At 53.8% G+C, this 21,509-nt stretch carries 20 protein-coding genes and 3 tRNA genes; 18 read left to right on the top strand and 5 right to left on the bottom strand.

The annotated features are described in order from the left end of the window. Window positions 1–90: 90 nt before the first annotated feature. Window positions 91–1,227, top strand: a complete 1,137-nt coding sequence (locus tag JTP09_RS06645) for a histidine kinase (protein ID WP_204877667.1) — start codon at window positions 91–93, stop codon at window positions 1,225–1,227. An 8-nt stretch (window positions 1,228–1,235) separates the two neighbouring features. After that, a complete protein-coding gene (locus JTP09_RS10350) occupies window positions 1,236–1,895 on the top strand; it encodes a response regulator transcription factor (RefSeq protein ID WP_204877666.1) in 660 nt (219 codons plus the stop codon). A gap of 113 nt (window positions 1,896–2,008) precedes the next feature. On the opposite strand, the gene JTP09_RS06635 is transcribed toward JTP09_RS10350, so the two are convergent. Beyond that, window positions 2,009–3,490, bottom strand: coding sequence for an NCS2 family permease (locus JTP09_RS06635; protein ID WP_204877665.1), 1,482 nt, complete (start codon window positions 3,488–3,490; stop codon window positions 2,009–2,011). Window positions 3,491–3,851: 361 nt separating this feature from the next. On the opposite strand from JTP09_RS06635, the gene JTP09_RS06630 reads away from it, so the two are divergent. Both JTP09_RS06630 and JTP09_RS06625 read left to right on the top strand, forming a co-directional pair. Beyond that, window positions 3,852–4,244, top strand: a complete 393-nt coding sequence (locus JTP09_RS06630) for a DUF2218 domain-containing protein (protein ID WP_239478959.1) — start codon at window positions 3,852–3,854, stop codon at window positions 4,242–4,244. Between the two features lie 255 nt (window positions 4,245–4,499). Further along, on the top strand, window positions 4,500–5,900 hold the full coding sequence (locus JTP09_RS06625) for an FAD-dependent oxidoreductase (protein ID WP_204877664.1): 1,401 nt from the start codon (window positions 4,500–4,502) through the stop codon (window positions 5,898–5,900). A 104-nt stretch (window positions 5,901–6,004) separates the two neighbouring features. On the opposite strand, the gene JTP09_RS06620 is transcribed toward JTP09_RS06625, so the two are convergent. Continuing rightward, entirely contained in the window at window positions 6,005–7,330 is a 1,326-nt protein-coding gene (locus tag JTP09_RS06620) for a D-arabinono-1,4-lactone oxidase (protein WP_204877663.1), read from the bottom strand. Window positions 7,331–7,621: 291 nt separating this feature from the next. On the opposite strand from JTP09_RS06620, the gene JTP09_RS06615 reads away from it, so the two are divergent. The 7 genes from JTP09_RS06615 (at window position 7,622) to JTP09_RS06585 (ending at window position 11,208) form a co-directional block, all read left to right on the top strand. After that, window positions 7,622–8,224 carry an LGFP repeat-containing protein gene (locus tag JTP09_RS06615; RefSeq protein WP_204877662.1) on the top strand — a complete coding sequence of 201 codons (603 nt, stop codon included), beginning with the start codon at window positions 7,622–7,624 and terminating at the stop codon, window positions 8,222–8,224. A 180-nt stretch (window positions 8,225–8,404) separates the two neighbouring features. Then, entirely contained in the window at window positions 8,405–9,424 is a 1,020-nt protein-coding gene (locus tag JTP09_RS06610; protein ID WP_204877661.1) for a universal stress protein, read from the top strand. A gap of 336 nt (window positions 9,425–9,760) precedes the next feature. Next, window positions 9,761–9,833 (top strand) — tRNA-Glu (locus tag JTP09_RS06605). A 56-nt stretch (window positions 9,834–9,889) separates the two neighbouring features. Further along, window positions 9,890–9,963 (top strand) — tRNA-Asp (locus JTP09_RS06600). 57 nt (window positions 9,964–10,020) lie between these two features. Next, window positions 10,021–10,093 (top strand) — tRNA-Phe (locus tag JTP09_RS06595). Between the two features lie 301 nt (window positions 10,094–10,394). Then, window positions 10,395–10,634, top strand: a complete 240-nt coding sequence (locus tag JTP09_RS06590; protein WP_204877660.1) for a helix-turn-helix domain-containing protein — start codon at window positions 10,395–10,397, stop codon at window positions 10,632–10,634. Further along, window positions 10,621–11,208: a hypothetical protein gene (locus JTP09_RS06585; RefSeq protein WP_204877659.1), complete on the top strand. Its 588-nt coding sequence runs from the start codon at window positions 10,621–10,623 to the stop codon at window positions 11,206–11,208. Before JTP09_RS06590 ends, JTP09_RS06585 begins: the two co-directional genes overlap by 14 nt. 72 nt (window positions 11,209–11,280) lie before the next feature. Here JTP09_RS06585 and JTP09_RS06580 read toward each other — a convergent pair whose 3' ends face one another. Then, window positions 11,281–12,075, bottom strand: a complete 795-nt coding sequence (locus tag JTP09_RS06580; protein WP_204877658.1) for an exodeoxyribonuclease III — start codon at window positions 12,073–12,075, stop codon at window positions 11,281–11,283. Between the two features lie 69 nt (window positions 12,076–12,144). Between JTP09_RS06580 and JTP09_RS06575 the strand changes: the two genes are divergently transcribed. The 5 genes from JTP09_RS06575 to JTP09_RS06555 all read left to right on the top strand — a co-directional run bounded on the left by JTP09_RS06575 (window position 12,145) and on the right by JTP09_RS06555 (window position 17,670). Continuing rightward, window positions 12,145–13,209: an enoyl-CoA hydratase/isomerase family protein gene (locus JTP09_RS06575; protein ID WP_204877657.1), complete on the top strand. Its 1,065-nt coding sequence runs from the start codon at window positions 12,145–12,147 to the stop codon at window positions 13,207–13,209. An 85-nt stretch (window positions 13,210–13,294) separates the two neighbouring features. Further along, window positions 13,295–14,065 carry an enoyl-CoA hydratase gene (locus tag JTP09_RS06570; RefSeq protein WP_204877656.1) on the top strand — a complete coding sequence of 257 codons (771 nt, stop codon included), beginning with the start codon at window positions 13,295–13,297 and terminating at the stop codon, window positions 14,063–14,065. 66 nt (window positions 14,066–14,131) lie between these two features. Further along, a complete protein-coding gene (locus JTP09_RS06565; RefSeq protein WP_204877655.1) occupies window positions 14,132–14,437 on the top strand; it encodes a DUF6457 domain-containing protein in 306 nt (101 codons plus the stop codon). A 2-nt stretch (window positions 14,438–14,439) separates the two neighbouring features. Then, complete coding sequence (gene fdhD, locus JTP09_RS06560) at window positions 14,440–15,276, top strand: formate dehydrogenase accessory sulfurtransferase FdhD (protein WP_370592524.1); 837 nt, start codon at window positions 14,440–14,442, stop codon at window positions 15,274–15,276. An 87-nt stretch (window positions 15,277–15,363) separates the two neighbouring features. Then, complete coding sequence (locus tag JTP09_RS06555) at window positions 15,364–17,670, top strand: FdhF/YdeP family oxidoreductase (protein ID WP_204877654.1); 2,307 nt, start codon at window positions 15,364–15,366, stop codon at window positions 17,668–17,670. Window positions 17,671–17,933: 263 nt separating this feature from the next. Here JTP09_RS06555 and JTP09_RS06550 read toward each other — a convergent pair whose 3' ends face one another. Then, a complete protein-coding gene (locus JTP09_RS06550; RefSeq protein WP_204877653.1) occupies window positions 17,934–19,379 on the bottom strand; it encodes a glyceraldehyde-3-phosphate dehydrogenase in 1,446 nt (481 codons plus the stop codon). A 210-nt stretch (window positions 19,380–19,589) separates the two neighbouring features. Then, window positions 19,590–19,838: a hypothetical protein gene (locus JTP09_RS06545; RefSeq protein WP_204877652.1), complete on the bottom strand. Its 249-nt coding sequence runs from the start codon at window positions 19,836–19,838 to the stop codon at window positions 19,590–19,592. A gap of 129 nt (window positions 19,839–19,967) precedes the next feature. Here JTP09_RS06545 and JTP09_RS06540 point away from each other — a divergent pair, with 129 nt between their 5' ends. Together JTP09_RS06540 and JTP09_RS06535 are read left to right on the top strand one after the other, a co-directional pair. Continuing rightward, window positions 19,968–20,906, top strand: a complete 939-nt coding sequence (locus JTP09_RS06540) for a carbohydrate kinase (RefSeq protein WP_204877651.1) — start codon at window positions 19,968–19,970, stop codon at window positions 20,904–20,906. Window positions 20,907–20,976: 70 nt separating this feature from the next. After that, the gene (locus tag JTP09_RS06535; RefSeq protein WP_204877650.1) at window positions 20,977–21,501 is read left to right on the top strand and encodes a YbhB/YbcL family Raf kinase inhibitor-like protein; all 525 of its coding nucleotides are present in this window, start codon (window positions 20,977–20,979) and stop codon (window positions 21,499–21,501) included. Window positions 21,502–21,509: the final 8 nt, after the last annotated feature.

The raw sequence follows: 21,509 nt of genomic DNA, 5'->3' as shown, positions 1-21,509 counted from the left end.
CTTTTGCCTTGATGATCAGCCTGGCAGAGGGGGAGTCTGCTATTCTCAATAGCAACAGATTCACTTCGTCCTGTCCATAAGAAGATACGTGTGCAGAGCATCAGCCTAACCTTCAAGCAACTAGCTTTCATGCCGGCACCACGCAGCATCAGGGTTGTTGCGCTCTGCGGTGCGTTTGCTCTGTGCTTCCTAGAAATCGCGTTTCATATCGATTACCTCTTGACCCCTTACGGCATGCAGGCTTTGGTTCTGGTTAGTCATTTTGCAGTTTGGGGGCTTCTTTTCTACAGGGGCAGTAGGCTTTCTATACTGGTGTACTGGTCAGCTCTTCTTTTTGGCTCACTTGTTTTTGCTACCTACTCTGACTATTATTTTCTTTTCTCGCTTGCGGTCTTTCCTGCGGCGGTAGCTTTCAGCTCTGCTCGTAGCAACCTTGTGAATTTCTGTATTTTTTGTGTTGCACTTGTGGACGACGTCCAAGGCGCCAGCATTTTCAACGCCGTTGCTTTCGTATTGGTTAGTCTTTCCGTCTTTTTCTTCTTCCCGCTTGCTCTCAGGATTCATTGGGAACGCAGACTGCACGAAACTAAAGAGCGTGAAGTGTTTCAGTCTCTGACTGAAGAGAGTAATAAGGAATTAGCTAGAGAACTTCATGATGGGCTCGCGCGACATATTAGTTCCCTTACCTTGCAAGCAAATAAAGCTTTTGCCACCCAAGATATTGATGGTAAGAATGAGCTCTTGATAATGATGAGCAAACAGTCACGCGATGCCTTAGACGATTTACGGCGGATTATGCGTGTGTTGCGTAAAGAGCAAGATTTGGTACCACGGTCTAATCTGACGGGTACTAGCATGAACCTCAACCACTTCCTGAATCAGAGGGTGGAAGACCTCCGCGAAGAGGGGTTTACTATGCAGGTGCAAATAAATGACCTTGATTCAGTGCCGACCAGTCTTATTCCCACAGTGCAACGCATTATTAATGAACTATTTTTTAATATTAAAAAACACGCTGATCAGTTAGAAACTATTACCTTTTCAGCAATAGTTGAGGGGAAAATTTTAAGTATTAGTACCAGTAATCGAACTCGTAGTGTTCTGGGTGTTCCGGGTACACAGTATGGTCTGGCTGGAATTGCTGAGAGAATAGAGGTTCTTGGCGGTACTATCGACGCGATCCGTAACCATTCTATGTGGAGAGTTCAGATTTCTCTCCCACTTTAGGACGTCCAGTGAAAAAGAAAATCACAGTTGTTGTTGTTGATGATGTACCCGAAGCGCTAGATGCTCTTGCTTTCTATATCACTTGTTACTCTGAGACTTTAGAACTTGTGGGTCAAGCTACTAATGGTATGGAGGCGGTAGAGCTCATTCGCGAGCTGCGTCCTGATGTTGTGCTTATGGATCTTCAGATGCCCGTGATGGATGGGATCCAGGCGAGCAAAATAATCCTTTGTGAGATTCCATCGACAAAAATTATTGCTGTGAGCACTTTCCATTCAGATGATTATGTGGTGCCAGCTTTGCAGGCAGGAGTACACGGCTATCTCCTTAAAGACTCTCTGCCTGATGAGGTCTATAACGCTATTATTTCTGCCGGACGTGGTCGTTCAACTGTTGATGCTAGGGCAATGCATAACCTTGTGTCTTCTCTGCCGCAGCCTCAGGCAGCGCCTGGGCAAGTGTGGAGTTCGCTCAGTAGTACTGAGCAGAGAATTACTGCTGCGCTCTGTAACGGAATGAGTAACCGTGAAATTGCCCGATATACCGGTTATGCGGAGTCAACAGTGAAGAACACATTGGTACGTGTGATGGAAAAACTGGGGGTAAATAGCCGACTGCAAATTGCAGTTGAGGCGGGCAAGCACCGCTTTCCTGTTCGAGAGCTTTAGTTATAAGCGGTGGTTGTTCAGGGAAAGAAGAACAAAATTGGGCGATTTCTGTTCTTTGACAGTCAGCGAAAGAACAGAAATCGCCCAATGGTGGGGGTGAGGTTTAGAAAACCCTAGCCGTGCATCCAGCCTTCAATGACGCCCATGCCGAAGAAGATTAGGAAGGCGAGCGATACAACGTACATGATGGGGTGTACGTCTTTGCCTCGACCCTGAATTACGCGGATGAAGGTGTAAGCAACGAAGCCCGCACCAATGCCGTCTGCAATGGAGTAGGTGAAGGGCATCATAATGATGGTCAAGAAGGCAGGAATGCCCAAGCCCCAGTCAGCCCAATCAATGTGGATTGCCTGGCGAACCATCAAGAAACCAACTACTACCAGCGCCGGTGCAACCGCCTCGAAGGGCACAATGTTTACCAGCGGTGAGATAAAAACAGCTAGCAGAAAAAGCACACCGGTGACGATGTTGGCGAAGCCAGTGCGGGCACCTTCACCGATGCCGGTTGCTGATTCTACGAAGATCTGGTGGGCTGAGCTTGATGAGCCACCACCTGCGATAGAGCCTGCTGCGTCAATCAGTAGGACGCGGTCGATGTTCTCGATTTTGCCGTCGGTGTCGATGGTGCCGGCCTCGCTTGCCAGACCCACAGAGGTGCCCATGACGTCGAAGAAGACTGCCAGCAGAATAGCGAACATGAGCATGGTTGCGCCCAGAGCGCCGAGTGCGCTGCCCGCGAAGGCACCGGTCATATCAACTGCACCAATCAGTGACAGGTCGGGGGTGCCTACCCACTGGGTGGGAATAGCGGGGATCATCAGTGACCAGCCGGTAGCTGAGTCTAGGGAAGAACCTGAGGGTGAAACCTTTTCAAGAATGATCGCCAGAATGGTTGAGGCAACCACGCCAATGAGGATTGCACCGCGCACGTTGCGAATAAAGAGTGCAATGGTCAAAAACAGGCCGAAAAGGAAGACGAAGATCGGCCAGCCTTGCAGGTGACCACCGGCGCCGAAAGAAACGGGGACGGTAGTGCCCGCTGCGTCCGGCATGCGGCGTACGATGCCCGCATTAACCAGACCAATCAGAGCGATGAACAAGCCGATGCCCACCACAATCGCGGTTTTCAGCGACTCGGGAACAGCCTGAAATACTGCGCGGCGGAAGCCGGTGAGTACCAGAATCGCCATGACGATACCTGCCCAGACTACCAGACCCATAATTTGCGGCCAGGTGAGGTTGGGGGTGGTTGCAATGGTGGAGGCAAGCAGGGCGTTAACTCCCAGACCTGCTGCCATGGCGAAGGGCTGCTTTGCCCACAGACCCATGATGATGGTGAGGATGCCGGCAATCAGGGCGGTTGCTGCTGCAACGCGTTCTACGCCGAGGGTGTTGCCTGCCGTGTCGGGGCCAAGACCCAGAATCAGCGGGTTAAGTACCACAATGTAAGCCATCGCGAAGAAGGTGGCGAGACCGCCACGGAATTCGGTGGCGAGGGTTGAACCACGTTCGGTGATCTTAAAGTAGCGATCCAAGCCGTTCTTCGGCTGTGGCGCTGAAGCGGAAGCATGAGCCGCGGTGTTCTCAGAAGACATTCGTGAAAATCCGTAGATACTCGTGGGGTGTGTGCGCCCCAAAATGAAAAGAGCGTCCCGCTGCGTGCATCTTTACCCCAGTGATTGAGGGCCCGGCGGCACACAGTTGACGCTCAGAAATGACGTATCAATATTACGGGGCGTGAGCACCGCACCCCACCGTTTGGGCGGGGGTGCGGGGTGTGTTTGTTCTTACGGACGCGCGGGTTCGGTGTTGATGCGCGCCCGGTTCTCTAAGGTTTACCTAACTTTTTATTTCAGTAGGTGAACATCGCTATATTTTGGGCAGGCGTAGCGGTAGGCTCACTGGTGGGTTGATAAGCAATCATTGAAAGATAAAAAAGTAGAGAGGCTCTGTGATATGAGCGAAAGCTCCGAGCATATTTCTGGCTCCGCTGATGTGGTTGGTCTTGACTCGGCTAGGTACCCCGGTGTTGATGAGATGGATTTCGTGAGTGAAACCATTGTTGATACTGACCGTCCTGAGCGTTACGCCAAGCAGTTGGCGTCGCATTTTGGTCATAAGATTCCGTGCAATGAGATTGAGCATGGGCACCGCCTGATTTTTAACCGTGAGGGCATATTTGGTGGATATGCCGATATCGTTGTTGAGCCAATTGACGGTGTTAATCATCTCAAGCTTGTAATTTACGCACCTGATGCTGCTAAGCGTGAAAATCTTGCCGGCGTGGTGGGCAGGCACCTAGAGCGCTTTGGTGAAAAAGACAGCATTGAAGTGTACTGGGATTTCTAGGCTTCACGGCTTAGACACTGATGTGGGCAGCTACTGTCGCGGTGGGTAGTTCAGCTGCCTGTTTGCGTGGGTAATTGCCCGCTGTCGTAGGGTGCTGAGTGGGCACGTCCGCCCGTTTTTTGGGTTTTGTCTCACTTATGCCTTGGAATCGCGGGGTATGCTTGCTCCCGGTGGCGTGGGCACAAGTAGACTGGTGGGAATACGTAATTACATAAATAATTCGCGCCCTTGTCAGGGGGCTTGAAAGGATTTACTGTGTCTGAAGCTTTGCGCCCCTTGCGCGTTGCGGTTATTGGTGGCGGTCCGGCTGGTATTTACACCGCCGATATTCTCACCAAGTCTGAAGAGGTTCGCTCGGGTGAGGTGGAGGTTTCCATTGATATCTTTGACCGTTACCCTGCGCCTTTTGGTTTGATTCGTTACGGTGTTGCCCCTGACCATCCACGCATTAAGGGCATCATTACCGCTCTGCACAAGGTGCTTGATCGCGGCGATATTCGCTTCTTCGGCAATGTTGATTACGGTACTGATCTGAACCTGGCTGAGTTGCGCGAACACTACGACGCAATTATCTTCGCTACCGGTGCTATTAAGGATGCGTCGCTGGATATTCCCGGCATTGACCTTGAGGGTTCTTTCGGTGCGTCTGACTTCGTCTCATGGTATGACGGTCACCCCGATTACCCCCGCGAGTGGCCCCTGAACGCCAAGGAAATCGCGGTTATCGGTAACGGTAACGTGGCGCTGGACGTTGCGCGTGTGCTCTCTAAGCACGCCGATGACATGCTGGTGACTGAGATTCCCGATAACGTCTACGAGGGTTTGAAGAGCTCCCCGGTCACTGACGTTCACGTTTTCGGACGTCGCGGCCCGGCGCAGATTAAGTTCACCCCGCTTGAGCTGCGCGAACTTTCGCACTCACGCGACGTTGATATTGTTCTCTACGAAGAGGACTTCGAATTTGATGAGGCGTCGGACGCACTGGTTCAAGAAAACAACCAGGTCAAGACTATGATGAAGACCCTCACCACCTGGCTCACCGACCAGGAAGAGTCAGAGCAAACCGCTTCGCGTCGCTTGCACCTGCACTTCTTGCAGTCACCCGTTGAGGTCTTGGGTGAAGACGGCAAGGTCGTTGGCATCAAGATGGAACGCAACGAACTTGATGGCAAAGGCGGAGTCCGTGGCACCGGCGACTACACCGAGTACCCCATGCAGGCTATCTACCGTGCGGTGGGCTACTTCGGGTCAGAGCTGCCCGAGGTTCCCTTCGACGAGCGTCGCGGCATCATCAGCAACAACGAAGGTCGCGTCACCGACGAAAATGGTGAGCACATTCCCGGTCTCTACGCATCAGGTTGGATTAAGCGCGGCCCTGTAGGTCTCATCGGTCACACCAAGGGTGATGCGCTCGAAACCATCACCCACCTGCTAGAGGACCGCGAAAACCTCTACACCGCCACCGAACCCAACGCCGACGCCCTCACCGACTACCTCGATTCTAAGGGCATCGAATACACCACCTGGGAAGGCTGGCACAAACTCGACGACCACGAAAAAGCCCTCGGCGCAGCAGCTAAGGACGCCGCGGGGGAGCCGAGAGCCCGCGTTAAGGTAGTAGACCGTGAAGAGATGAAGAAAATCTCACGCGGCTAGATTCTTAGATTTAGCTAGGTTAGTTACCTCTAACCACTCACGCGAAGGGAGCTTTGGGCAGCTTCTGTACAGAAACTGCCCAAAGCTCCCTTTTATGTACCTGCTTAGCCCAGCAGAACTTTTTCGAGGTAGGGGTTTAAGAAGGTGCCGTGTGGGTCGAGTTCTTCGCGTAGTTGGGTGAAAAACTCAAACTCTGGGTAGAGCGTGCTGAGGGACGCGGCACCCTGAGTGTGCAGCTGACCCCAGTGGGGGCGTCCGCCGTGGGCTTTGAAGATGTCTTCGATGAATTTGAAAGTCTTAGTGTAGGGGAAGCGCCAGTATTCGCGTACTGAGATGAAGCCGGTCGGGCGTCCGTAGGCAGGCGAGAGCGGAATATTGTCTGCCGCCGCTGATCGCACCACGAGAGGGTAAGAGAGCGTGAAGGGAGCCTGGGGCAGAACCCCCCGCAGTTCGTCGAGCACACCCTGAATCTGCGTAATATCAAAGGCGTATTCCATGTTATTCTGGCGCACTCGGCGGTTGATGGTGAAAACCTCAGGCGCTAGATCGGCGTAGCGGCGGTTGCCTCGGCCCATAGCGGTTGCTACACGACTGACTTTCTGCGCGGCGGGAACTTTAGTGCCGAGCATCAGTAGCGGTTCAAAAATTCCGTTGTTCACAAGGGTGTCTCTGCCGTGGCGGCGCAGGCGGCTCAGCTGGGCGTAGTGGGGTTCAAAGCCTTCGGGCAGCAGTTGCAGGTGCGTGAGACGGCGGGTGCGTACTTTGTCAGAGCCGGGCATCCAGCTCACTTCGTAGTGGTCAGCGCCTTCGGAGCGTTCAACGAAGCTGGACATGATGGTGTTGTAGGCGTGGCGGCGTTCAGCGGTGTGCAGGCGGAACATTGGCACCACCCTAAAAGTAATGCTGACTAGCACACCCAAAGCGCCCAGACCCACTAGAGCTGCCCTGAAAATCTCGGGGTTGAGATCGTGTGAGCACTCCACCAGATCGCCCTCACTGCTAACCATCACGAAAGACTCTACCTGCGTGGCGATAATGCCATACCTCAGCCCGGTGCCGTGGGTGCCGGTGGTGACCGCGCCTGCCAGGGATTGCTCGCCCAAGCGTCCGAGATTCTCAAAAGCTAAACCGTAGTGGGCGAGTGTTTTATTAGCATCGAGGACGCTGGTGCCCGCCAAAAAAGTTGCGGTCAGTTGGTGTTTATCAATGTCAGTGAGACCCGTCAGAAAATCAAGGCGCATGAGCTGATCGGTGGGCTGGGCAATAGCTGACGATGATTTTGAGTACCCCACCACTTTCAGCTTCTTACCAGCAGTGGACGCGGCCGTCACCGCAGCTTGCACATCGGCAATTGATCGGGGAGTGAGCACCTGATCGGTGGTGAAAGTGTGCTGGTGTCCCCAGGTCGACCAGGTATGTTTTTCGCTCACAATAACTCCTTGAAACTGCGTTTGAGGTGCCTGTAGCAGGTGAACCTTTTCTTGTTTCTATTGTGACATTCTTAGCGCCAGATGAACTGTTGGCAGGGCAAAAACAGGGCAATCGCGGTTCCATAAGGGTTGCTGGGAGTATGCGGGGTATACAATCACAATCCGATAAAAAGGGTTTTGACGGGGGCGCTGTTGTGCTGAAATGGGTTTAAAGAGAAAAGTTTTCGATTAACCGTAAAGCGCGGTGCTGGAAGTGTTATTTGCAGCGCTGCAATGAAAGGGGAATCCCCGATGACTATTTCAACTCGAACCAAGGTCTTGAAGACTGCTGCAGCAGCGGTGGGTGCCGCGTCCGCTCTGACTGCTGGACTCATTGCCCCCGCTCACGCGGTAGAGCCGGTCGAGAACCCGGCAGTCAGCTCGCCTGCTGCAGCCCAGCCAACCGGTAATGCTTACTACCAGCCTTTCGACGGTGGGGTGCATGTAAGGCATGATTTTCTGGGAACCCACACCGTTCGGGGCGGAATTTTCGCGGCATGGCACACCAACCACTCCCTCACCGCCCGCGGTGCCAGCCAAGTCTCTGACCTCATGCCTACCACCAACGAAACCCCTATTGCTGGAGGTTTCCAGCAAGCCTTTGGTCTAGCCAATCAGGGCCGCGGCTATTACTTCTGGAGCGAGGCAACCGGCGCCCACTTCGTTGATCTCGATACCGCAGCCGGTCAGTTTTACATCAAAAACGGCGGCCCCCAAGAACTGGGCTTCCCCACCGGCGAGGTTGTCACCGTTGATGGTGTGAGCGTCCTGCCCACACAGTACGGCGCTTTCACCGCCACCTTCAAAGACGGTGCAGCGATCGCCCAGTTCATACCCAACCCGGCGGGTAACTAAGCACGTCATCACCCGGTGCTCAAACGCTGTTCAACTCCACCGAAATATTCAGTCACACCGGGGCGCAGGTGTGTTCTAAGTCAACAAACAGGACTACACTTGAAAGTAGAAAGCCCCCGGTGCTCACGGGTAAAGGCGCTCGCACCGGGCAGAAGTCCTCTTACAGAAGGAGCCCTAGCCATGACCGCTGAATCTCACGAATCCTTTGGCGTACAAGCCGTAAGAAACCGCACTAACGAGGCTGACTTAGCCAATATCTCCGGTGAAATCATCGTTGGTCTTGACGGTTCAGAGCAGAGCTACGGCGGACTTCTATGGGCAGCCCACGAGGCGAAGCTACGCCAGGTGCCCCTGCGTATTGTGACTGCTTACTCCCTGCCAGTATTTACCGGTAGCGGCTTCGACTCAGGCTACACCGTTGTTGATGAAGAAGTACTTGAAGAGGGCGTCGCGCAGATTCTCGATGAAGCCCAGAAGCGCCTTGGCGCTCTCGCCGATGAGGTTGAGCTGCGCACCAGCGTCCAAACCGGCGATGCTTCAGTGATTTTGCTGGAACTCTCTAAGAGAGCTGAGCTGATGGTTGTCGGTTCTCGCTCGCACGGTTCTTTCTTGGGTCGTCTGCTAGGTACGGTTTCTACCTCTCTACCTGCTCACTCGCACTGCCCGACTGTTGCAGTTCCGCAGTCTTACGCTGAGAAAATCGCTGACAACCCCGCGGTTCTCAATGAAAAGCAGCCGGTGGTTGTGGGTTCTGACGGTTCTGATCAGGCGCGTATAGCGATGCTCAAAGCGGCAGAAGAAGCTGAACGTCGCGGTGTGAAGTTGGTGTTGGTTAATGCTTTGGCACCGTACACGGGCGCTCTTAACTGGGTTCCTGCGGCGGTTGATTTCGAAGCTGTATACCGCGAGATTGCTGCTCTGCAGCGCAAAGCTGCCGAATGGATCCGCAGTTACTTTCCCTCTCTTGAAATTGAGTTCAAACTTATCGACGGCTCACCAGCACAGGTTTTGGTTGAAGAGGGTAAGAACGCTTCACTCATGGTGGTGGGCACACGCGGACGCGGCGGCTTGGCGGGTATGGTGCTGGGCTCGACCTCTCAGGGCGTACTGCACCACGCGCATACTCCTCTCATGGTCGTCCCTGAGCTGGAAGATTCCCGCATTGAGAATGCTCCCTCCGCAGATATCACCTGGGGCTAGGGAACGCATATAGACAAAGTTTTCTAAAGCTGAAAACAGCAGGGTAGCGTCGGCGATGTTCTTATGGTGAGTGCATCGGCGGGCTATCCTGCTGTCTTTTAAAAATTTGAGAAATTTTTGGAAGAAATTTATCTGCTCTAAATATTGGCTTTGGTTAGGGTAAATAGTTTTCTGTGTAAAGTATATTTGCAATTTTCTGTGCTCTGGGTAACCAAAAAGCACCGTTTGGGGTGGGTTTTGGCTATTTTTCGATTTGCGCGGTCTTTTAATCTCCCGTAGAGTATTACTTGTTCGAGCGACGAACCGAAGAAAATAAAGTTCGAAGTTAGCGAATAGGCCCCCATCGTCTAGCGGCCTAGGACGCCGCCCTTTCACGGCGGTAACACGGGTTCAAATCCCGTTGGGGGTACAGTGAATCTTGCGAAAGATTCACGGCCTTATTCAAAACCTCGGTTTTGAATGTTAGGCCCCGTAGCGCAGTTGGTTAGCGCGCCGGCCTGTCACGCCGGAGGTCGCGGGTTCAAGTCCCGTCGGGGTCGCTCCGACCGCGTATTCTTTCGAGAATCGCGGTTGTGGCATATCTAAGCGATGTGCCTGGCTCTGTAGCTCAGTTGGTAGAGCGTGCGACTGAAAATCGTAAGGTCACCGGATCGACGCCGGTCGGAGCCACGAACCTATTCCCCAGGCTTCTACAGTGGGAATAGGTTCTTCCCAATTAACGGGAAAATTTTTCAAGCCCTAGCGGTTACCTTGTATGAGGTGAAGCGCGAGGGCTTTTTCTTTTTAAGTTTTACCTCTTCTGTTCTTGCGATTCTCCTTTAATTGCATGATTCACCCCATGTGTATGGGCGAATCGTGCATCTAAAGGTGACTTACGGGTTTGCTGCCACTTGAAAGCGTATCGTTTTTCGATATGCTTAACCATATCGAATATCAATATGTTAAGGGCTAAGAAAGGACGTGAGGACGCGTGCCACCGCTTGAAGATCACCGCATCAGGTGTCACCTGGACGAGCTGCTAGAGCAGTGCTCTATGAGCTTGGTGGAGCTTTCAGACAGGGTGGGTATCTCCGTCGCTAACCTTTCGATCCTTAAAAATAACCGTGCCAAAGCAGTTCGATTTTCAACTCTTACCGCTTTGTGTGAGGTGCTGGGTTGCGCACCGGGTGACCTATTTTCTCTGGAAGGAGAGGCTCATGTTAAAGGTTAAAGATTATTTTGGGTGCAATGCCCAAGAGGCTCAGCCCGCTGAAAACCACTTCTCTCTGCCGCTTGTATATAGCGGTGCGCTTCTAGTGTTTTTTGCTTATCTGGCGCTTCTGCAATGGCCTGCGTCTGGTATTCCCTCAGCCTTGCAACAGTACAACCTGCAACTTGAAGGCGGTACTTACTGGGTTGCTGATAAAGACCTACCTGCTTATGCGAAGGTTCTGGCATGGGTTGCTTTCGCCTGGAAGTTCTTTATCTACATCACGCTTACAGCGCTCATGTACCGGTTGGCACGTACCTTTTACACCAAGGCTGACTTTACTTCTCGCGTCTTCAAGACCCTGAAAGCAGCTCAGCTGACTTTACTCATTGGCATGATCGTTTATTCAATACTGGTGCATTTTGTGGGACGCGCAGTACAGCAGGCAAGCGGGTTAGCTGAATTTACGCAGATACCCACTTTCCTTTCAGACCAGGGTTTGCTGACTTTTCTTTTCTTGGTAGCGCTCTTCTTTATCGAGGGTGCGCTGCACCGTGGGCTGACGCTACAGGAGGACGTGGACGCCACCATCTAGCTTCCTGCTTCCCGCTGCGCGCCCACTGGCGCCGAGATCCTGATTTATCGCTGAGCCGGTTGCGGGGAGAGCCTAGCTCAGCTCCACTACTACGGGAGTATGATCGGACGCACCCGAACCGGCACGTTCGTCCTTATCAATGAACGCACCGCTCACGCGCGCAGCTAATGCGGGAGAGAGTAACTGAAAATCGATGCGCATGCCTTCATCTTTAGCGAAGCGCCCCGCCTGGTAGTCCCAGTAGGTGAAGCCGGGGGCGCGTTCGCGCACCGGATCAACCAGCCCGGTGTCTAAAAACCCGTTAAAGGCGGCGCGCTCAGGGGCAGAGATATGTGTGAGTTCGTTGTCTAAAAAGTACTGGACGTCCCACACATCTTCATCGCGTGGTGCCACGTTCCAGTCACCCACTAGGGCAAATTCTGCGGCAGAATCAGCATTAAGCCAGGTTTCAACATTACCGCGCAGAGCATCCAGCCAACGCAGCTTGTAATCCATATGCGGGTCGGTGAGTCCGCGCCCATTGGGCACATAAAGACTCCACACCCGCACCCCACCGCAGGTTGCACCTATAGCGCGGGCCTCCAAAACCTCGTCCTCATCGGGCTTACCGAACACCGGCTGATTCTCGAAGCCGCGCTGAACGTCCTCAAGACCTACGCGCGAGGCAATGGCAACACCGTTCCACTGGCTGAGCCCAAAATGCGCTACCTCGTAGCCCATGAACTCAAAAATCTCTGACGGAAAATTGACGTCCGTACATTTGGTTTCTTGAATGGCGAGCACATCGACGTCACTGCGCTCTAACCATTCTTCAACGCGTTCGGCGCGGGCACGCAGAGAGTTCACATTCCAGGTAGCAATTTTCATGGTTTTAACCCTACCCGAACCGCGAAAACCGATAGTCTGGGTTAAGAAGTCATTGTAGGAGAGGTTGCTATGTCTGAAGAATCGCTAGTACTGGTCGAGGTGCGTGGAGGTCTTGGGGTTATCACCCTCAACCGTCCACGCGCGGTCAACGCCTTGAACTATGAGATGCTGAAAAGTGTTGATGGTGCTCTGACTGATTTCGAGAGTAATGAGGGCGTACACGCTGTGCTGATTCGCGGTGCGGGGGAGCGTGGGTTGTGCGCCGGTGGCGATGTTGTCTCTTTGTACCGCGCTATCGAAGAAGAGAACTTTGCTTTTGCTGAGGATTACTTCCGCGTGGAGTACACCCTCAACCACCGTATAGCTTATTACCCCAAGCCCTACATCGCTTTGATGGACGGGTTGGTGCTCGGCGGCGGTATTGGTGCATCAGCGCACGGTTCGCACCGCATTGTCACCGAGAACACTAAAGCTGGTATGCCCGAAACGGTGATTGGTTTTAGCCCCGATATTGGTGGTTTGAATATTTTGGCGCGCGCTCCTCACCACTTTGGCACGGCGATGGCGCTCACCGGTATTCATGTGGGTGCGGCGGACGCCCTGGCAGTGGGCTTGGCTGACTACTTTATTCCTGCTGAGAGGCTGGATGAACTGCAAGAAGCTCTCACACAGGTAAGTGGTGCCGAGCAGGTTACCCGAACCATTGAGCAGTTCACGCAGGACGCCGGTGCTTCAGCTTTTGAAGAAAATAAGGAGTGGATCGAGGCTGCCTTTAGCAAGGAGAACCCCCAGCAGATTGCGGATACGTTGAAGAAGGCGGCGCAGGGGGAATCAAGCAGTCTTGCTGAGGAGTTATATGCGTCCATTTTGCGTAACAGCCCCACGGGCGTGAAGACTGCCCTGAAAGCCATTCGTCGTGCCGAGGGTCAGAGCTTGGCGCAAACGCTAGAGCAGGATTATTTGACCTCCTGCAATGCTTTGCGTGCTCACGATATGCGCGAGGGAATTCGCGCTCAGGTGGTTGATAAAGACCGCAACCCGGTGTGGGAGCCCGCTTCTTTTGATGAGGTGAGTGACGAGCTGGTGGAGAGCTTCTTCGCACCGCTGAATGAAGATGAAGATTTGAAGTTGTAACTATGGGTGTGGGCAAAAATTGTTGGTTTGTATCTAACAGGCAACAATTTTTGCCCCTTTTGGTTGTGGGAAAGAAAGGGAGGTTATGTACGAGAATATTTTGGTTGAAACCCGCGGGCGCGTAGGAGTTATTACCCTCAATCGCCCCAAGTCGCTGAACGCTTTGAATGAGGCAAGTATGCGTGAGGTTGTCGCTGCTGCTCGGGAGTTTGATTCTTCTACCGAGATTGGCGCAATAGTGTTGGCAGGTAGCGAGAAGGCTTTTGCTGCCGGTGCTGATATTAAGGAGATGGCTCCGCAGAGTGCTACCCAAATGTTTGCCGCTGACTGGTTCGCGCACTGGGAGGGTTTGACGAGCGTGCGGACGCCCGTGGTCGCTGCCGTACGCGGTTATGCCTTGGGCGGTGGGTGTGAGCTGGCGATGATGGCTGATGTGCTGGTGGCTAGTGAGGATACTACGTTCGGTCAGCCCGAGATTAATCTAGGTATCATGCCCGGCATGGGTGGTTCGCAGCGTCTGACCCGCGCTGTCGGTAAGGCTAAGGCGATGGACATGATTTTGACCGGTCGAATGATCGGCGGGTCAGAGGCAGAACGTATTGGTTTGGTTTCCCGTTTGGTAGAGGATGAGCAGGTGCTTTCCACTGCTCTAGAGATTGCTGAGACCATTGCGGGTAAGTCAAAGCATGCCTCCCAGGTTGCTAAAGAAGCGGTAAACACCGCTTTTGAAACCACACTGGCTCAGGGGCTGCTCTTTGAGCGCCGTGCCTTCCATGCCCTGTTCGCCAGTGAGGATCAGAAAGAGGGCATGGTTGCTTTCGTTGAAAAACGTGAGGCTGACTTCAAACACCGCTAAATTGATGTACCCCGCCTATTACGCAATATTTTCGCCTGCTCTCGTTTTCTCGGTAAAGTAAAGTGCATGACTACTAAGCAGCCAGATGACCTGGCTAATGCGCGTTTATTTCTTGCCGAGGTTGCGGGTGACCTCGATCTTGATGCGCAGATGATTGAGGACGCGATGCCCTACTTGCTGGGTATGACCAAGCACGTGGCGCATCGGGCGGTTCGACCGGCGGCACCTTTGGCAGCGTTTTTGGTGGGGTACGCATCCGCCCTCGCCGCACAAGATACTGACGGTAGCACCCTTGAAACGGTGCGCTCCAAAATCGGTAGCGTCGAGAAAGCACTGGAACAGTGGGTTGAACCTAGGGAGGGTGAAAAGTAACCGTGGGCAGAATTAATATCTCGGTGGCTACCACCAAGGTCACTCGTAACGCTGATGGCTCGTTTAGCTACAACAAGCGCGGCGATGCAGTGACAGCCGAGGAACCCCTAGAAATCAGGCTCAGCGGCACCACCATTACCACCACCATGCGCACCCCCGGTCACGATATTGAGCTGGCGCACGGCTTCTTGCACTCAGAGGGCATGATTCATTCGGCGCAGGACGTCACCAACGCCCGCTACTGCGCCGGAGCTACCGGACCCGACGGACAAAACACCTATAACGTTCTTGATATCACTCCCATCAGCACAGTACGCGCGCCGGGTCTTGAGAACCTGCGCCTGACGGTCACCAACTCAGCCTGCGGCGTGTGCGGTTCAACGTCTATCGACCAGATTATGCACAAGGCCCACCGCCCGATTGCACCGGTGGAACTAGACCCCGAGACGATTCTTCAACTACCCGAGATTCTGCGCAAAGAACAGAAACAATTTCGGCGCACCGGTGGCATTCACGCAGCGGGCGTTTTTGAGTCGGACAGCACCCTGATTGTCGCCCGCGAAGATATCGGACGCCATAACGCCGCTGACAAGGTCATCGGTCACCTCATGCTTGAGGACTCTCTCGACACCCCCGGACGCATTTTGGTCATGAGCTCGCGCGCATCCTTTGAACTCGTGCAAAAGGCGATTATGGCAGGTTTCTCGGCACTGATTACCGTCAGCGCAGCCTCCTCACTTGCCGTTGATTTGGCGCGCGAAGCCGGTCTCACCCTCGTCGCTTTTGCCCGTGAAGACCGCTTCAACCTCTACTCCGGTGAACTTGCCGAGGCGTCATAAATGTCCAAAAACTAAGCCTGTCTAGTAATCTTTAAAAGAAGCTCGAAAGATACATCCCACGCCCCACAAACTGTTAGGTATAGAGCTATGAATGCACCTTTAGAATCAAATCTTCCTACTGTCAGCCGGGTTAGCGAAGAAGCTAATGCTTTTGACAACCCCAAAGTAACCCATCGCGAAAAGGCTGCTGCCGGTATTCCTGGCGTTTTGCACGCGATGCAGCACGCTATTCCTGCGCGCGGTCTGCTACCCCTGATTAACATGAACAAGCACGGTGGCGTTGACTGCCCCGGTTGTGCATGGCCTGAGCCTAACCAGAAAGACCTCAACATTGTTGAGTTCTGCGAAAATGGTGCTAAGGCTGTTGCTGAAGAGACCACCCCTGATCGCGCTACCGCCGATTTCTGGGCTGCTCACACTATCAGCGATTTGCAGAACCAGACCGATCACTGGCTGGGCAAGCAGGGTCGTATCACCGAGCCCATGTACTATGATCGCGCATCAGGCGATGAGCACTACCGCCCCATCAGCTGGGAAAAAGCGATTTCACTGATCTCAGAGCAGCTGAAGAAGACCGACCCTAAGAAGGCTGTTTTCTACACTTCAGGACGCGCGTCCAACGAAGCTGCTTACACCTACCAGCTGCTTGCCCGCCGCCTGGGTTCAAACAACCTGCCCGACTGCGGTAACCTCTGCCACGAATCAACCGGTAGCGCACTGTCACAGACCCTGGGGCTGGGCAAGGGCTCTATCACCATGAATGATCTTGAAACCACCGACCTGTACTTCTCGGTGGGTCAGAACCCCGGCACCAACCACCCGCGTTCGCTGACCTCTTTCACCAAGATGAAAGAGAACGGCGGCAAGATGGTAGTGCTGAACCCTATGCCCGAGACCGGTCTGATGGCGTTCAAGGAACCCCAGTCCATTAAGGGTGGCTTGGGTATTGCTGAGAAGTTGGCGGACGAGTACCTGCAGGTTCGTCTTGATGGCGACCGCGCTTTCTTCCAGCAGCTTAACCGCGAACTGATTCGCCGTGACGCTATTGATCACGTATTCATTGAGAAGTTCACCTCTGGTTTTGAAGAGACCGTTGAGCACCTGATGAGCCTCGATGATGCTGAGCTGGAGCGCGGCTCAAACATCTCAGCTGCCAAGGTTTCACAGATTGCTGACATGGTTGAGAAGGCTGGCTCTGTGATTGTTGGTTGGACCCTCGGCGCAACCCAGCACAAGAGTGCCGTTGCAACTTTGCGCGAAATCGTTAACTTCTTGCTACTGACCGGCAACATCGGTAAGCCCGGTGCGGGCACCGCCCCCTTCCGCGGTCACTCCAACGTTCAGGGCAACCGCACCGTGGGTATCTGGGAAAAGATGCCTAAGCGTTTTATGGACGCTCTGCAGGACTACTTCGGTTTCGATGTTCCCCGTGAGTTCGGTTTGGATACCGTTGATTCACTGCGTCAGATGCGCGATGGCGAAAACCAGTTCTTCATGTCTTTGGGCGGTAACCTGGTGCGTGTTGCATCAGATACCAGCGCCTGTGAACGTGCAATGACCCAACAGGAAATGACCGTTCACCTCTCCACCAAGCCCAACGGTTCACACGCTTGGCCCGGTGAGAAGTCCTTGATTCTGCCCGTGCTGGCTCGTACCGATGTTGATATGCAGAAGTCAGGCCCGCAGCAGATTACCGTTGAGAACTCAGCTGGCGTGGTGTCAGCGTCTATCGGTAAGCGCACCGCTAATAAGGATCTGAACCTCAAGTCTGAGGTCGATATCATTTGCTCTATCGGTCGCGAGACCTTCGGGGACGATTTCTGGCAGCCCATGATCGACGATTACAGCGTAATCCGTGACGCGATTGAGGGCACTATTCCCGGTTTTGAGCGCTACAACGAGCGAATGAAGAAGCCTGGTGGTTTCTACCTGCCCAACGGCCCGCGTCAGCGCGTTTTCAATACCTCTGACGGCAAGGCTCACCTGACCGTGAACCAGCCTGCTGTTCTTGAGGTTCCCGAAAACCACTTCTTGATGTCAACCGTTCGCTCGCACGACCAGTTCAACTCAACCATGTACGGTTTGAACGACCGCTACCGTGGTATTCATAACGGTCGTCGCGTTGTCTTTATGCACAAGGACGATATCGCGGCGCAGGGTATGCGTAACGGTGATTTGGTAGACATCGTTTCGGTCTGGGAGGACGGCGAGCGTCGTGCGCCTAACTTCCGCGTGGTGGAGTACGATCACGCCCGTGGTTGCGTCAGCACCTACCTGCCCGAAGCCAACGTTCTGGTTCCTCTTGATTCCACTGCGGACGAGTCAAATACCCCCGTCTATAAGTCAGTTCTGGTTCGCTTGGAACCCCTGGGCAAGAACGCTGCGGACGCCTAAAAGCAAGGTCATTCTCACTGCTAAGTACCGTGTGAGTTAGCCCCAAAACGGCACCTAAAAACCCCGGTTCTTTCCTGAATCCTGTATTCAAGAGAGGGTCGGGGTTTTTAGCGGACGGGGTGAATGCTGAAAGTAATTAAAAAGGGGCTACCCTCTCCACTACTCTCATACCGGCATCTCGCCGGGAGGTAGAAAGATAAGGTAGCCCCTTTCACTCCGAGAGCGTTAGCGTCGCGGGTGGTGCTGCCGCCCCGCTGACGCTTCTAGCTCTCGGCGCGCGGGAAGGTGGGGGTGGTGCGTCCTGCCATTGACTCAAGCACGCGAATTACCTGGCAGGAGTAACCGAACTCGTTGTCGTACCAGACGTACAGCAATACATTCTTGGGAGTCACAATAGTTGCTAGCCCATCGACAACACCGGCGGCACGCGAACCCACAAAGTCGGTGGAAACAACCTCGTTAGAATCGGTGTAGTCAATCTGGCGACGCAGCTTAGAGGTCAAGGACGCCTCACGCAGCAAGGTGTTCAGCTCGTCCTTATCCGCGGGGAGCTTCTCAAGCTGCAGGTTCAGAATCGCCATTGACACATCGGGGGTGGGCACGCGAATAGCGTTGCCGGTGAGCTTACCCTCCAGCTGCGGCAGTGCCTTCGAGACAGCTTTAGCCGCACCGGTTTCGGTAATCACCATATTCAGTGCAGCCGAGCGTCCGCGGCGGTCACCCTTGTGGAAGTTATCAATCAGGTTCTGATCGTTCGTGAATGAGTGAACGGTCTCAACGTGACCGTGCTCAACGGTGTAGGCATCGTCAAGAACCTTTAACACCGGGGTAATAGCGTTGGTGGTACACGAGGCTGCCGAAACAACGAGGTCAGAATCTTCGATGGTGTCATCGTTGACGCCGCAGACGATGTTCTTCATGCCCTTACCGGGTGCGGTGAGCAGCGCACGCTTGACGCCCTTAGACTTTAGGTGCTGACCCAGGCTCTCTGCATCACGCCAACGACCGGTGTTATCAACAATAATCGCGTCATTAATACCGTAGGCAGTGTAGTCAATATCAGCAGGATCAGAAGCGTAAATGAACTGAATCGGGGTGCCGTTGGCAATAATAATGTTGTTCTCTTCATCAACGCGAATAGTGCCCTTGAACGCCCCATGCACTGAGTCACGGCGCAGCAAAGAGGCGCGCTTGAACAAATCAACGTCTGAATTCTTACGTACCACCACAGCGCGCAAATTCAGCTCAGACCCTGAAGAACGTTCAAGTAGAATACGTGCCAGCAGACGACCGATGCGTCCAAAACCGTAGAGCACTACGTCCTGCGGAGCCTGCTCATTCTTGCCCTTGCCGTCAATCACTTCAGCCAACTCTTCGCGCAACCACGCCTCAAGATCAGCGGAGTCAGACTTTTCAAAAGCGTGCCACAGCGCAGCAATATCAATAGAACACACCCCCAAATTCAGGCCCTGCAGAGAGTTGAGAACTTTCAGGGAATCACTGGGGTTCAGCTCCACAGTGTCAATCTGGCGGGCAAAACGGTGAGCCTTGAGAATCTGAATAACAGACTTATTAATCAGGCTTCGTCCGTAGATGCTCACAACCACATGGTTTTCGCGGTTGAGCTTACCAATCAGAGGAATCATTGCCTCTGCTTCTGCTTCGCGTGCTACCCACTGGTCACGGGCTTGTGCGGGAGAAATAGTCACTGGTCTCAGACCTACTTCCTCGGTTCTGCCTCATTGCAGAACCGGTAGAGCACACTAGGGTGCGGTGTGATGAGCGGATCCAACTCGCATCATTCAACGATTAGGCGACCGAATCGTCGTTGAAACGAGCGCTACTTCTAGCTTATCGGTTGCTTACAACAGAAATCATTAAAACGGCAGGTGTTTTAGAAAAACAGGTGAAGCAAAGAGTTATGCCGGACGCTCACCAATGAGGTCGAGGTACTCACGCACCTCAGGTGCCGCGAGTGGGTTCTGCGGGTGATCGAGACGCACCGAACGCAATTCGTGGATGCTGAGGTAATAGTTTTCGAGATCAGCAAGGTGACGCGCGATCGCGTCACTGACAAGTTCAGAGACGGCTACGCCTGCGCGCACGCTAATGTTCTCCAGCCGTTCAACGAGGGAGTCATCTAAGGGCACAGACAGAATTTTTTCCATAATTTAAATGCTACAAAAAACTACCCCGAAGCTAGGCGTTACCCACCGTCTATAGACATAAGTGGGGTAAAGAAGATGCGTCTTACCTAACTGTAGGATCCACTTCACAGTCGCTGATAAAATGAGTTCATGTTGACTGTGATTGGTGAAGCCCTCGTAGATATTGTTAAGCGCCCCGGAGAGCCGGAGCACGCCCACCCCGGTGGTAGTCCCATGAACGTTGCCGTGGGGGTCAGTCGCTTGGGTCACCATGCTCAGTTCATTGGTCGTTACGGCGCCGATGATAACGGCGAGAAGATTGACAAACACCTCAAAGACTCCGGCGTCATTCTGCCGGTGGGTGCCGACCAGAAGAAAACCTCAACAGCCCAAGCAAACATCAGCGAGACCGGTGCCGCTGACTACGAGTTCGACATCGACTGGTCGCTGGACGCCGCAGCCGACGCTCTTGCCGAGGTCGCCCGTGCCGCGTCCGCCATCCACGTTGGCTCTATCGGGGCAATGCTTGAGCCCGGCGCTTCAACCGTCGTAGAAACCATCAAAGCTGCCGATAATCACGCACTAATTACCTATGACCCCAACTGCCGCCCGACGATTATTCCTGATTCATCGGTTGCCCGCGCCTGGGTTGATCGAGTAGTTGCTCACGCCGATGTTATCAAGGCAAGTGATGAAGATATTCTGTGGCTCTACCCGCACCGCACCCTCGAAGAGAGCGCCGTTGCCTGGTTAGAAGCCGGAGTGAACCTTGTGGTGGTTACCCGTGGCGAGATGGGGCCTTGGGCTGTTAACAGCCAAACCCGTGACGTCGGTGTTGCTGTTCCCGCTCACCGGGTTGAGGTTGCAGACACCGTAGGTGCGGGCGATTCTCTCATGGCAGCGCTCATCGCTAACCTACTCGACCGGGGAATTGAGGGGGCAGAAGCCAGCACCAAGCTCGACGCGCTGACCGCCGAAGACCTCACCGAGATCCTGACCTTCTCAGCTACTGCCGCTGGAATTACCGTCTCACGTGCAGGCGCTAACCCGCCCACCCGCTCTGAACTGATGCAGGTCTTGGGCAACTAGTTACTCGTTTCGCGCCATCTACTACACTGAAATCTAATTGCTAATCCCGTAACTCAAAGGAGCTACATCCATGTTGAACCGTGAACCCTACGCCGATCTGCCTGACCTGCCTGAATTTACGCTGACCTCCACTGACATCGCTGAAGGCGAGAAGGCTCAGCCTGCCCAGCTTTCGGGCATCTTCGGCATCGAGGGCGGCAAAGATATTTCGCCGCAGCTTTCGTGGAGCGGTTTTCCTGCTGAAACCAAATCGTTTGTGGTGACCTGTTTTGACCCGGACGCACCCACCCCCAGCGGTTTCTGGCACTGGTGCGCCTCAAACATCCCCGCAAGCATTACTGAACTGGCTACCGGCGCAGCCGAAAATATGCCCGAAGGTACGTTGCGTCACCGCAATGACGGTGGTACAGACGCTTTCTTGGGCGCGGCTCCTCCTGCCGGTCACGGTGCCCACCGCTACATTTTCTGCGTGACCGCTGTAGACGTTGAAGAACTCGACATCGATGCAGAGACCAGCCCCGCCGTCGTAAACTTTAACCTCTTCTCCCACGGCATCGCGCGTGCTTTCCTCACCATCACCCACGAGGAACACTAAAAATCACC

Source organism: Rothia sp. ZJ1223, assembly GCF_016900985.1.
GTDB lineage: Bacteria > Actinomycetota > Actinomycetes > Actinomycetales > Micrococcaceae > Rothia.
The sequence above is the reverse complement of the archived record's forward strand: the minus strand, read 5'-3'. Positions and strand labels throughout refer to the sequence as shown.

What these genes read in the sequence shown, in the direction of transcription:
- JTP09_RS06635 (WP_204877665.1), bottom strand. Translation starts at nt 3,490, where the DNA reads ATGTCTTCTGAGAACACCGCGGCTCATGCTTCCGCTTCAGCGCCACAG.
- JTP09_RS06630 (WP_239478959.1), top strand. Translation starts at nt 3,852, where the DNA reads ATGAGCGAAAGCTCCGAGCATATTTCTGGCTCCGCTGATGTGGTTGGT.
- JTP09_RS06615 (WP_204877662.1), top strand. Translation starts at nt 7,622, where the DNA reads ATGACTATTTCAACTCGAACCAAGGTCTTGAAGACTGCTGCAGCAGCG.
- JTP09_RS06610 (WP_204877661.1), top strand. Translation starts at nt 8,405, where the DNA reads ATGACCGCTGAATCTCACGAATCCTTTGGCGTACAAGCCGTAAGAAAC.
- JTP09_RS06585 (WP_204877659.1), top strand. Translation starts at nt 10,621, where the DNA reads ATGTTAAAGGTTAAAGATTATTTTGGGTGCAATGCCCAAGAGGCTCAG.
- JTP09_RS06580 (WP_204877658.1), bottom strand. Translation starts at nt 12,075, where the DNA reads ATGAAAATTGCTACCTGGAATGTGAACTCTCTGCGTGCCCGCGCCGAA.
- JTP09_RS06575 (WP_204877657.1), top strand. Translation starts at nt 12,145, where the DNA reads ATGTCTGAAGAATCGCTAGTACTGGTCGAGGTGCGTGGAGGTCTTGGG.
- JTP09_RS06570 (WP_204877656.1), top strand. Translation starts at nt 13,295, where the DNA reads ATGTACGAGAATATTTTGGTTGAAACCCGCGGGCGCGTAGGAGTTATT.
- JTP09_RS06565 (WP_204877655.1), top strand. Translation starts at nt 14,132, where the DNA reads ATGACTACTAAGCAGCCAGATGACCTGGCTAATGCGCGTTTATTTCTT.
- JTP09_RS06555 (WP_204877654.1), top strand. Translation starts at nt 15,364, where the DNA reads ATGAATGCACCTTTAGAATCAAATCTTCCTACTGTCAGCCGGGTTAGC.
- JTP09_RS06545 (WP_204877652.1), bottom strand. Translation starts at nt 19,838, where the DNA reads ATGGAAAAAATTCTGTCTGTGCCCTTAGATGACTCCCTCGTTGAACGG.
- JTP09_RS06540 (WP_204877651.1), top strand. Translation starts at nt 19,968, where the DNA reads ATGTTGACTGTGATTGGTGAAGCCCTCGTAGATATTGTTAAGCGCCCC.
- JTP09_RS06535 (WP_204877650.1), top strand. Translation starts at nt 20,977, where the DNA reads ATGTTGAACCGTGAACCCTACGCCGATCTGCCTGACCTGCCTGAATTT.